The organism is Oceanobacillus halophilus (assembly GCF_003628505.1).
Taxonomy (GTDB): Bacteria; Bacillota; Bacilli; order Bacillales; family Amphibacillaceae; genus Oceanobacillus; species Oceanobacillus halophilus.
Window position 1 is genome coordinate 55,824 of record NZ_RBZP01000005.1, and the last position, 11,910, is coordinate 67,733.

The window sequence follows — 11,910 nt, forward strand, 5'->3', positions numbered from 1 at the left end:
GATTTTTTCGTGAGGAGGCTGTGGCCATGATCTATGGTGAATTACTGCCCAGAGTGAGAATTAACAAGTCTATTCAGATATTTGTTATTAGCTAAGTCAGTACGAAATCTATTTAAAAGATTTCTCAAGATGACTAGTAATACATAGAGAAGATTTTACGTATCTGATACATAAATCCCTTACAAACCGACCCAAGGTTATTAGATATATACTTACAGATAGGAGGTTAGATTTTGTCCAAATTCAGGCAACTGCACCCATCTATAAAAATTCGTTTATATTTACAGTTTGCCACCAATTTAGCTACGATGACAATTATGCCTTTTATCGCCATTTACTTTAGCAGATTAGTAGGAGAAACGATTACCGGTATACTCGTTATTTCTGTTATTGTTTCAGGTATTATTGGTGGTTTGTGCGGTGGTTACTGGTCCGATCAAAACGGTCGAAAGAAGTTACTTGTACTTTCCGAACTAGGAATTGGCTTATCATTTTTAGCGATTGCTTTTGCAAATTCCCCATGGTTTTTATCGCCATATTTGAGTTTTATCCTGTTTCTTGTAAACATGTTTTGTAGTGGAATATTTTATCCTGTTTCTACCGCAATGATTTATGATTTACTTAAAAAGGAAGAACGGAATTTTGTGTTTACAGCAATGTATTGGATAATCAATTTATCTGTTGCGCTTGGCAGTATTACAGGAGCATTCTTATTTGAAGAATATCATTTTTATTTATTTCTATTCGTTGCTGCTATTTCTATGACTTCTTCTTTGATTACTTTTCTGTTTATTGGAGAAACTTTTGTTAAAAAAGAAACAAAGGATCCAAGAGCTCCATCCTCTATGTGGTCTAATTATCTCCATGTATTAAAAGATGGTACATATATGATATTTCTCATTGGTTCCTTATTGGTTTTCTCTCTGGAAGGTCATTTAACCAATTATATCGCGATTCATTTAGAAAAGAACATGACGGAGATTTCATTATATGACTCTTTCACCATTAATGGATTAAACATGGTCGGAATACTTCAAGCTGAAAATACCTTGCTTGTTGTATTTACAGTGGGCTTTGTTACCTGGCTGATCAAAAACAAATCGAATACCTGGAAACTCCTTTTTGGAATGAGTATTTATGTAAGCGGCTATGCCCTATTGAGCTATACAGCTTCTCCATGGGCATTAATTGCCTTAATGTTCTTTATATCCATAGGAGAATTAATTTATGTTCCCGTTCATCAAGGATTACTTGCCGATTTAGCTGATGGTTCATACCGAAGTTCTTATCTCGCTTTGGATAGTTTAGCTGGCCAAGGACAAATGATTATTGCTGGTGCAGCAGTTACTATCGGTGGAATCATACCAGAACAACTAATGAGTGGAGGATTTCTCGTATTTGGTTTAATTGGTGTTTTCATGATGAAATATGTAATAAATATACAAAAAAGTAAAGAACAATCGAACGTTATTGCAAAATAATTTCACAACTAGAATGTATGAGGTGTATATTTAATGATTAGGAAAAACAAAACTATTGTTATTACCGGAGCTAGCAGTGGTATTGGGGAAGCAACGGCTGAAAAATTTGTTCACGAAGGTTATAATGTCGTGCTGGCAGCAAGAAGAAAAGACAAAATACAAGCTATTCTAGACCGATTGAGCCAATATAACGGGAATGTCAAAATAAAAGTAACGGATGTAACTTCACAGAAAGAAGTACAGGAATTGATAGACTTTACTATAAAAGAATTTCAACAAGTTGACATCCTCTTTAACAATACTGGACTAATGCCGCTTAGCTTTATGAAAAATAGAAAAGTAGATGAATGGGAAAAGATGATTGACGTTAACATTAAAGGTGTACTATACGGTGTGAACGCCGTATTACCCTATATGATGGAACGCAATGAAGGGCATATTATTACAACCTCCTCCGTTGCTGGCCATGAAGTAGCACCTGCAGAAACGGTGTATGCAGCTACTAAGTTTGCTGCGAGAGTAATTATGGAAGGATTGGGAAAAGAGCTAGCTGGAACCAATATTCGTACCACCTCCATTTCACCCGGATTTACAGCAACTGATTTAGCTAGCACCATCACCGACCAGGAAGCTATCGATATGTTAACAAGCGGTCCTGAAGTAACTCCACTCCAAAGTAAAGATGTCGCAGAGGCTGTATTCTATGCTGTGAATCAACCATCACGGGTCAATGTAAATGAAGTCATCGTACGTCCAAATGACTTACCATAAAGAATTGCATAAAAATAAGGATGTACTATAACATCCTTATTTTTTATAGGCTCTTTTGTATACTTTGTTCCTTTTTAAATGTCGTAGTTGATAGAAATTGTTGATTTATTTAATTAAGAATAAATATGAAATAAGGTGCATTGTTGATTTCCGCTCCGGGCAGTCGCGCACCTTAGGGCGGCTGATGAGCCTCCTCGTGCTATCGCACTCCGGGGTCTCATCTAGGCCTCTTTTCCCGCAGGACAAGGAAGGCTGCGGCAGCATTACATCGCACGAAGAAAATTGCCCTTTATTTTCGAGGAGTCGACTGCCCTCCCGCTCCAATCAACTTGCTTAAAAGTAGTGGCTATATCTAAGAACCTTTATAACACGATTAGAAGTTAAAAAGCACTAAACTAGCGAAGGAAATACACGGAGACTCCTTGAAAAAAGAAAACCACTTTTTTCTACATGCGATGTAACCCTGCCGAAGCGTTCCTTGTCCTGCGGGATGAAAAGCCTAGGTAAGACTACGTAGAGCGATAGCTCGGAGTAGGCTCAGCAGCGCCCGCGGAAAGCGGAGTGTATTTCCGTAGCGGATGTATAGCGGTGTTCTTAATTAAAGTGATCAACAGTCTATACAAAATATGAAACAAAGACATGTTTCCAAAAGGAACAATCTTTTAGAAAGAGCTATTTATAAGAATTTACCTTGAGCTGATTTTAACTTCTTTTCTGTCTTTAATATAAAAAGCTATCAAAAGACCAATGATGGCAAATATCCCCGAAACAATAAATGATACGTTCACCCCATGAATAATTCCATTAATTCCTTCTTCAGGGACAGCTGCAGTCGTCATAATCGTTATCGGCAGTGCAGTACCTATGGCACCTGAAACCTGACGAAATGTATTATTCACTGCTGTACCATGAGAAATTAAATGCATCGGCAAAACATTTAATCCAGCTGTAGTTGCTGGCATCATGACCATGGCTATACCTAACATTCGAAATGCATGCACGGTTGCAATATACGTGAAAGTGGTTTGATCTGTTAAGATAGCCAACATAAACGTTGTAATTACAATTAAAGACAAACCGATAATAGATAGCCATCTTGCCCCATACTTATCAAATAATCTCCCGGTTATCGGGTTCATTATTCCCTGTAAAACAGCTCCAGGCAACAATGCTAATCCAGAATGAAATGCCGAAAAACCTAACATGTTTTGCATATATAAAGGTAATACAACCGCTGCTCCAATCATTGCCATGAATGTAACCATGCCTAAAGCGGTAGTTAATGTAAACATTTTGTATTTAAATACACTAAATTCTAGAATAGGTTCTTTCAGTTTGGTCTGTCTCACGATAAACCATGTTAATGTAATGGACCCAACTATAAAGGAAGTAATTACTTGCACACTTCCCCATCCGGCACTTCCTGCAATACTAAATCCATATAAAAATCCCCCAAATCCAAAGGTAGATAAAATAATGGATAACACATCAATTTTTGGATTGGTTCGTTTGGTAACATTTTTAAGAATAAAATATGCCACAATAATATCTATAATTGCTATCGGTAAAATCATATAGAATAAGGTTCTCCATGGGGCATGTTCCACGATGTATCCTGATAAAGAAGGGCCAATTGCTGGTGCAAAGGCGATAACCAGCCCAAACATCCCCATAATTGTTCCTCTTTTTTCGATAGGGAATATGAGCATCATAATTGTCTGCATTAAGGGCATCATGATACCTGCACCCGCTGCTTGAAGTATTCTTCCTATCAGTAATACAGAAAAACCTGGTGCGATAGCTGCCGACAATGTACCTATTGTAAATAGAGTCATTGCAGTTAAAAATAAACCCCGTGTTGTAAACTTTCCTATTAAAAATGCCGTTACTGGAATCATTATCCCGTTAACCAACATAAATACGGACTGTAACCATTGAACAGTATTTTCATCAACTTGAAGATCTGCCATGATATGCGGTAACGCTGTACCTAATAGCGTCTGGTTCAAAATAGTAACAAACGCACCTGAAATCAAGACAATAACAATTGGTACCTTATTGATAGTATCTGTTGATTGCCCAGAAGATGTTTGATCTGTCATTATATAATTCCTTCCTTCTTTCAAGCACTTGCTATAATAATTTCCAAAAAATAGTAATCCTATCAAAGGCAACTTATGTATTTTATCATAATTACCGTAGAGATAACAGCTTAATTGCTCTAGCCAAATACTTCACACCAACAAAATATTTTTTCATTAATTTTAAGAATGGCTATTGGTCATCTGCTTTTATAGTTATATCGTATTTTGTATAAAGACCCTACTAGTAAAAAGTTATGATGATGCTCTCGCTTGTCCTAATTTTTGCTTTCGCTCAGGCAGCATACTACGCTATTATAGATTTCTGAATAAAGTTTCGTTTTAAACGGCTAAGACTCCGACATTGTTAAAAGCAATGAGACTTATAAAAGAGTCTAAGGACAATAGAATTAAATAGGGAAAAATCATTTACATAGTTTAATCTTTTTAATTTTTATTATGCAAAAGACATAGTGAGTAAGCTCAAAACCTTAAAGAGCAATAAAAAAGCTGAGACAAACCTCTCAGCTATAGTTACATTTCTTTTATATCAAAAGAAACTATTCTATCCGTATTCGGGTTATAAATGACTGTTCCTCTGACTTTTATCATTTCTTGATACGATTGTAAGGAGAATTCATAGGTCTCTTTCATTTGAGAATCGGAAACCTTGGTTTTCCCGATGGTTCGATAATCTGTTATTTGATAATTTGGATAGGCTGTTTGAGTAACTTCTAATAAATATTTTCCCCATTTTTCCTGTTCTAATTCAGGCGTTGGAATAATTTCTACGTTTAATACACCTATATTTGGGTTTACACCTAGCGCTTCAAAAGCTTTGCGATGAACATTGACTCTGTTTGGTGGGAAACCAGCTACTTCATCAACAATCATCACAATAATTTCTCTTCCATAAGGTGCAGCTACATTTCTTATCTTAAGTAACTGACCACATTGGTAAGGAGAATCCTCTCCAACAGCCGCTGTCATATATTCATTTTCTGACCATGGTATATCACATTTAGTAACATCCCCTCCTTCTGTCCAGGTTACTTGACCATTTATTGGTTGCTGCCGGTATGGATGATGGGGTTGATTAGGATAAAAATATGGTTGCGATCTAAATGAGTTAACCGGTAGGGCTGGCACTCCATAATACATATAAGGATAATATGGATACATTTGTATTCCTCCTGTAATCATCATAGACTTTAAGTGTCTTTACACACTTTATAACTATGTGTGTTTTCCTTATTAGTAACGTTACCCAAAAAAATAACCTTCTTGATAGCATATTATCAAGAAGGTTGACCGGTTCCTCCTATTACCTTTGCGCTCTTCTTTTCCGAATAAACACTAAGATTAGCATAAAGACACATAGTGATCCTATCGGTATCATTGTTGATAAATCGAAAAAGCCAGAACTGTTGTTATTACTGCTTTTTACAGAGGTAGTATCAAGTTGTTTTTCTTTTTCTCTGGAAACTTGATGCAAGGGTATTGTTGTCGTCAGCATACTATCTTGTATTCGAAGTACTCCTTCATCTTGCACTTCTTTTTTAACTTCCTCATGTAATGAATGAGTGTAACGAACCGTTTCAGGTATTACATACTCTTGATTTCCCAGAAAATAGGATGTACCCTTCTCAATCTTAGAGGTTTTAAAATGTTCAAACCCATAGTCTAATAGATTAATAGTGTCCGTATACACCCCATCTTTCATAGGATGGTTTAAAGTAACTACAATTAAACTTAAATCGTCCTTTTTTGCCGTAGTTGCTAAGGTATAACCTGACTTACTGACAAAACCATTTTTACCACCAGTAATACCTTCATACGGGTATTCTCCTTTTAGGAGTTTATGATGTGTTTGAATGGTTGTATCCCACGTTTTCCCATTCCATTCTAAATACTTCGTCCCAAAAATATCCATAAATACTTCATTTTTCATAGCATATTGAACAATCCTAGCTAAATCACCAGCTGTTGTAACATGACCGGGATTATAAAGTCCGTGTGGATTATTTAGTTGAGTATCTTTTATTCCAATAACTTTGGTCAAATACGTATTCAAATCTTCTGAAAACTTCTTCACACTTCCACTTAAATGTTCTGCAATTGCTACGGAGGCATCATTACCAGAATTGATAAGCATCCCTTGAATGAGTTGTTTTAATAGAACTTTTTCCTCTTCTACAAGAAAAACGGTTGTGCCATCCACATCTACCGCATTAGCACTTATGGTGACAACATCATCTAGGTTCCCTTTCTCAATCGCATATATGGCTGTTGCCATTTTTGTTAAACTAGCAGGATACATTTCTTTTTCCTCATTTTTACTATATAGTACCTGCCCAGAATCAGCTTCAAGTAAGATTGCTGCTTCACTTTCAATAGTAGGAGTTTCAGGTTCTGAGGTTTCTGCGAAGATTTGCGGAGAAACTATTAAATTGAGAGTTAATACTACTAATAGTAATGTCAAATATTTCTTCTTCATTGTGCCTACACCTATTCTGTTTAAATATCCTTTCACTAAAACCAGTCCAATTATATGGTAAACTTATGGCAAAAGTGTGGAATTTTCTTTACTAGTTATTACATCCCTATTACGTACAGAACAATCAATTAAAAACAGATCCCCAACTACTTTCGGAGATCTGTTTCTGTTTTTTAATAAAGGCACTTAGCTAAGAAATCGTTGCTTTTTAACATGACTTTATCTTGCATTTTGTATAGATTCCAAATTTATTTAATTAACTATAAATCTCTAATGTAGTGCTCTGTTGATTTCCGCTCCGGGCAGTCGCTTTCCGCAGCGAGGTTAAGCATATTACTCTGAATTCAAGTTATTAACAATTTCTATCAACTGTACAACTCAAAAAGCAACCAAACTATACATAAAATAGCCTTAATAAGAAAGGTTAAGGAAGTTCATTCCCAGCTGCACGGTACAATTCATACCATTCTTCTCTAGTTAACTCTACAGCAGACGCTTTCGCAATATTGGTTAACCGCTCTGGAGTCATTGTACCAACGATTGCCTGAATTTTTGCTGGGTGTCTTAGAATCCACGCGATGGCCGCAGCTGATTTATTGATATGATACTTATCACCGATTTCTTCCAGTTTACTATTCACTTCCGGAAATTCATCATTATCAATAAACAAACCTTCAAAGTTTCCATATCGGAAAGGTGACCATGCCTGAATCGTCATATTATTTAAGCGGCTATAGTCTAATACACTCCCGTCACGATTCACTCCATTTTCGTGTTTCGTATTCACTTGTAAACCAGCATCAATCATCCCCGTGTGCATCACACTTAACTGAAGCTGATTCACAATTAATTCTTGTTCTACATATTTTTTTAATAACTCTATTTGCATTGGATTATGATTACTGACACCAAAATGACGTACTTTGCCACTTTTATGCAGCTCTGAAAATGCTTCAGCAACTTCTTCGGGCTCTACTAACGCATCTGGACGATGGAGCAGCAAAATATCAATGTAGTCCGTTTTTAGTCTTTTTAAACTTCCCTCCACAGAATTTATAATATGTTCTTTTGAGAAGTCAAAAAAGCCCTTTCGTATTCCAGTTTTTGTTTGAATGGTGATTTTGTCTCTTGTTGATGGTGTCAATACTTCAGAGAATATCTCTTCTGATTTTCCACTTGCATAGATATCTGCATGGTCGAAGAAATCAATTCCCAGTTCTAGGGCATTATGTAATACTTTTGAGGCTTCTTCCGTAGTCTTATTTCCCATGCTCATACAACCTAGTGCAATATTAGAAACTTCTAAATCACTAGTACCTAGCTTGATTTTTTTCATGTCATCACCTCTTTATTTTATCCTCTTTAGTTTAGCACTTTTATTATTTTTCCCATATTTAAAAGACGCCTATATCAACTATAGGCGTCTTTTTCCTATTTGTGGCGAGGTGATCCGTGTGTTCACATTCACACGTGTTGCACAATCCCTCGACTTACACAAATCAGCTCATCGCTTATCTAGCATAACATATACTTTTTCAAATTACTAATGGGAATCCATGGTATGAGTGAACTAAAGAACTTTATTTAAAAATTCCTTCGTACGTTCAGATTTAGGATTAGAGAAAATTTGCTCTGGTTTCCCTTCTTCCATAATAATCCCCTCATCCATAAACAGCACACGATCTGCTACTTCACGAGCAAATCCCATTTCATGTGTTACAACTACCATCGTCATCCCCTCAAGTGCCAGCTGCTTCATTACTTCCAGCACTTCCCCAACCAATTCCGGGTCTAGAGCTGAAGTCGGCTCATCAAAAAGCATTAACTTTGGTTCCATTGCTAAAGCTCTAGCAATAGCAACACGCTGCTGTTGTCCACCAGATAGGGAAGATGGATATTGATCTGCCTTTTCAGATAATCCTACTTTTTCAAGAAGTTTCAACCCTCGTTCTCTTGCTTCACTACTTGAAATTTTCCGTACTTTTTCGGGTGCAAGCATTATATTTTCTATGACCGTTTTGTGAGGGAATAAATTAAACTGCTGAAATACCATTCCAACTTCTGTTCGGACCATGTTAATGTTTGTTTTAGGGTCTTTCAAATTTTGACCATCAACCTCAACATCACCGCTTGTAATGGATTCTAGCATATTTAAGCAGCGAAGGAATGTACTTTTTCCAGAACCACTTGGTCCGATGACACAGACAACCTCAGAAGACTGAATCTCACAATCTATTCCTTTTAAAACCTCGTTATCACCAAATTTTTTGTGTAAATCTTTAACTTTAATCACTGAACATCCAACCTTCTTTCGACAATGCGTAATACATAAGATAATGTTAAAGTAATAAATAGGTAGAAGACTGCTACAGTTGTATAGATTTCTACTGCGTTAAAATAGTTGGAAGCAATTAATCTTCCTTGGAACATAAGCTCTGGTACAAGGATAACAGATAATAGTGAAGTATCTTTTATACTAATTATAAACTGGTTTCCTAACGGAGGTATCATTCGCTTGAATGCTTGAGGCCAAACAATGTATCGCATTGTTTGATTCTGACTTAAACCAAGAGAACGTCCAGCTTCAACTTGTCCCTTCTCAATCGATTGAACCGAACCACGAACAATCTCAGCTATATAAGCTCCTGAATTAATGGCAATTACCACAATACCTGCCATTACTGAATCCATATTGTATCCAGTAATTAATGGGAGTGCAAAGAATATCCAGATTGCCTGTACCAATACGGGGGTTCCACGTATGACTTCAACATAGACTGCTGATATTCCATAAAACAGCTTATTCTTAGAAATTCGTCCAAGACCAAATATTGCTCCTAAAATAAAGCCGATTAAAAGTCCAACAATTGAAATTAATAAAGTATAATATAGTCCTGTGCCAAGTTCTGGTATAAATTCTATCACACCAGCCCAATTAAATCTTCCTTCCATATTTCCACCTCTTAAGTTCTATAATAAAATAAGGCTTACCTGCAAGGAGATAAGCCTTATTCTAATTATTATTTTTCACTGAAGCATACCTCTGGATTGTCTATAAAGTTATTATTCTGGTTTGCTACCGAACCATTCCTCATAGATTTCGTCGTACTTGCCATTTTCTTTTAATGATGCCAATGCATCATTAATCGCAGTCACTAGTTCTTCTTTTCCTTTCGTAATTGCAATACCATAGTTCTCAGCTTGATACAGGTCACCAACTACTTTCAACTTGCCCTCACCAGCTGTTTTGATGTAATAGCTCACATTTGGTGCATCATAAAGAATCGCATCAGCACTGCCATTTTCAACTGCTAAATATGCTTGGTCAAGCTGTTCATATTCGTTAGGTGTTGCACTTTCTATATTTTCTTTAATAAATGCGGAACTGGTAGATCCTAAACGTGTTGCAACTGTTTTTCCTTCTAAATCTTCTAATCCTTGAATCTCATCATTATCTGCTGCCACCCCAATATGTAACCCAGATTCATAATAAGGATCAGAATAATCAATTACCTGTTTTCTTTCTTCTGTTATACTGATACCTGCAATAGCGATATCAAATTGTCCTGTTTGTAATCCTGGAATAATTCCATCAAAATTCGTTGTTTCTAATTCTATCTCAAAACCAGCCTCTTCAGAGATAGCTTTAATTAATTCAATATCAAATCCTGTGTATTCACCATTTTCATCTTGGAACTCAAATGGCACGAAAGATGTATCGCTAACTACTGTATATGTTTCCTCTAATTCGGCATTTGAACTAGCCTCTTCATCTGTACTTGATTCTTCTGCACTTTCTTCAGTTGCAGCTTCCTCACCACCAGACGATCCTTCTTCTTCTGTACTAGACTCTTCACTGCTTCCACATGCTGCTAGTAAAAGAACTAGTGCTAATGATATAAATAAAGTAACTCCCAACTTCCATGTACTAACCTTCATAAAAAAACTGCCCCCTTTAAATATTGCGTTTCTCTAATCGAGATTTGTCAGAAAAACTAATATAATTAATAGTATCAGATTTTATATTTTTTAGAAAATTTAATTTAAACTTATATTTTCGAATATACAGGCGAAAAATTGATTTACAATCTATTAATACACTAAATACTTACATATCTTTACATATACTCGCTAATTCTTTAGATTAGTCGGAAAAGTAGGACATTTGGTATGTCATTTTTTTCTACTGTAGCCATAAAAATACCTGAATCCTACTATAGATTCAGGTATTTTGTCTCTTCTTTAATGCACTTCTCTTTCAAACGGATAAACTTGTTGTTCTTTGGCTTCTTCATAATGATCGGTAATAATCTCATCGAGCAACGCTTCTGAGTCCTTCCCTTCTGTTTCAATACCTAATTGTTCTGCAGCTTGTGTTAATTTTGCTTGTTTTATTTCTTTAGCAAGTTCACGTAGTTCTTTCCCTACCGTATCTAGTCCTAAAGCTTCTGCTTCCATATTTATCTTTACTTCAAACATTTCTTTTTTCAACTCATCTGATTGTTTTCCCTCTGTAGATATTCCTAACTCTTCTGCTTTTTGAATTAATTTTGCCTGATGTACTTCTTCAGCTAGTTTTTTCGTATCCTTTCCTTCTGTTTCGATTCCAAGTTCTTCCGCTTTTTGCAACATTTTTACTTCCATAACTTCCTTCTTTAATGTGTCTAATTTTTTACCTTCTGGATCGATTCCGAATTTTTCAGCCGATTTTTTTATCCACGCTTCGTATACTTCTTGTTTTAACGTTTCGATATCCTTGCCTTCTACTTCAATTCCAAGTTCTTTTGCGTGTAATTTTACCATTGCATCGCTCTTGAAGTGATGATGTTTCTCTTTTTCTTCTCCCTTATTATCGTCCTTTTCTTTAAGGCTCCAAACAGGATCAAAATCCATGCTTGCTGAAACTGACATTCCAGGATTAGTAAATCCAAAGATAAACATTGCCGTCATAACAGCTGCAAAAACATACTTTTTCATCGCTATACACCTTCCTATGTAATTATTTGCATTTGGTAGTGTTTCCTGGAATATGTAAAAAATGTAAATAAATTTAGGAAAGTGCAAACTAATTTGAAATGGA

The 11,910-nt window shown here is 35.9% G+C and carries 10 protein-coding genes; 2 read left to right on the forward strand and 8 right to left on the reverse strand.

The window, feature by feature from the left end:
* Positions 1-233: 233 nt before the first annotated feature.
* Both D8M06_RS08710 and D8M06_RS08715 read left to right on the forward strand, forming a co-directional pair.
* Positions 234-1,481, forward strand: a complete 1,248-nt coding sequence (locus tag D8M06_RS08710) for an MFS transporter (RefSeq protein WP_121204011.1) — start codon at positions 234-236, stop codon at positions 1,479-1,481.
* A 33-nt stretch (positions 1,482-1,514) separates the two neighbouring features.
* Positions 1,515-2,252 (forward strand): SDR family oxidoreductase, encoded by a 738-nt coding sequence (locus tag D8M06_RS08715; protein WP_121204012.1) that lies wholly within the window; start codon positions 1,515-1,517, stop codon positions 2,250-2,252.
* Between the two features lie 686 nt (positions 2,253-2,938).
* Here D8M06_RS08715 and D8M06_RS08720 read toward each other — a convergent pair.
* The 8 genes from D8M06_RS08720 to D8M06_RS08755 form a co-directional block, all read right to left on the reverse strand.
* Positions 2,939-4,354, reverse strand: a complete 1,416-nt coding sequence (locus D8M06_RS08720) for an MDR family MFS transporter (protein ID WP_121204013.1) — start codon at positions 4,352-4,354, stop codon at positions 2,939-2,941.
* A 513-nt stretch (positions 4,355-4,867) separates the two neighbouring features.
* Positions 4,868-5,515 carry a DUF3889 domain-containing protein gene (locus D8M06_RS08725; RefSeq protein WP_121204014.1) on the reverse strand — a complete coding sequence of 216 codons (648 nt, stop codon included), beginning with the start codon at positions 5,513-5,515 and terminating at the stop codon, positions 4,868-4,870.
* A gap of 142 nt (positions 5,516-5,657) precedes the next feature.
* Positions 5,658-6,830 carry a D-alanyl-D-alanine carboxypeptidase family protein gene (locus D8M06_RS08730; RefSeq protein WP_121204015.1) on the reverse strand — a complete coding sequence of 391 codons (1,173 nt, stop codon included), beginning with the start codon at positions 6,828-6,830 and terminating at the stop codon, positions 5,658-5,660.
* 424 nt (positions 6,831-7,254) lie between these two features.
* Positions 7,255-8,166 (reverse strand): aldo/keto reductase, encoded by a 912-nt coding sequence (locus D8M06_RS08735; RefSeq protein ID WP_121204016.1) that lies wholly within the window; start codon positions 8,164-8,166, stop codon positions 7,255-7,257.
* A gap of 234 nt (positions 8,167-8,400) precedes the next feature.
* Positions 8,401-9,123 carry an amino acid ABC transporter ATP-binding protein gene (locus D8M06_RS08740; protein WP_121204017.1) on the reverse strand — a complete coding sequence of 241 codons (723 nt, stop codon included), beginning with the start codon at positions 9,121-9,123 and terminating at the stop codon, positions 8,401-8,403.
* Positions 9,120-9,782 (reverse strand): amino acid ABC transporter permease, encoded by a 663-nt coding sequence (locus D8M06_RS08745; protein WP_121204018.1) that lies wholly within the window; start codon positions 9,780-9,782, stop codon positions 9,120-9,122. The genes D8M06_RS08740 and D8M06_RS08745 overlap by 4 nt, the downstream gene beginning before the upstream one ends.
* A gap of 111 nt (positions 9,783-9,893) precedes the next feature.
* Positions 9,894-10,769 (reverse strand): glutamine ABC transporter substrate-binding protein, encoded by an 876-nt coding sequence (locus D8M06_RS08750; RefSeq protein ID WP_121204019.1) that lies wholly within the window; start codon positions 10,767-10,769, stop codon positions 9,894-9,896.
* A 303-nt stretch (positions 10,770-11,072) separates the two neighbouring features.
* Positions 11,073-11,807: a hypothetical protein gene (locus D8M06_RS08755; protein WP_121204020.1), complete on the reverse strand. Its 735-nt coding sequence runs from the start codon at positions 11,805-11,807 to the stop codon at positions 11,073-11,075.
* Positions 11,808-11,910 lie beyond the last annotated feature (103 nt).

Bases quoted from the DNA above. Each gene is read 5' to 3' on its own strand.
- D8M06_RS08745 (WP_121204018.1), bottom strand. From the start codon at position 9,782: ATGGAAGGAAGATTTAATTGGGCTGGTGTGATAGAATTTATACCAGAA.
- D8M06_RS08725 (WP_121204014.1), bottom strand. From the start codon at position 5,515: ATGTATCCATATTATCCTTATATGTATTATGGAGTGCCAGCCCTACCG.
- D8M06_RS08730 (WP_121204015.1), bottom strand. From the start codon at position 6,830: ATGAAGAAGAAATATTTGACATTACTATTAGTAGTATTAACTCTCAAT.
- D8M06_RS08720 (WP_121204013.1), bottom strand. From the start codon at position 4,354: ATGACAGATCAAACATCTTCTGGGCAATCAACAGATACTATCAATAAG.
- D8M06_RS08750 (WP_121204019.1), bottom strand. From the start codon at position 10,769: ATGAAGGTTAGTACATGGAAGTTGGGAGTTACTTTATTTATATCATTA.
- D8M06_RS08735 (WP_121204016.1), bottom strand. From the start codon at position 8,166: ATGAAAAAAATCAAGCTAGGTACTAGTGATTTAGAAGTTTCTAATATT.
- D8M06_RS08755 (WP_121204020.1), bottom strand. From the start codon at position 11,807: ATGAAAAAGTATGTTTTTGCAGCTGTTATGACGGCAATGTTTATCTTT.
- D8M06_RS08715 (WP_121204012.1), top strand. From the start codon at position 1,515: ATGATTAGGAAAAACAAAACTATTGTTATTACCGGAGCTAGCAGTGGT.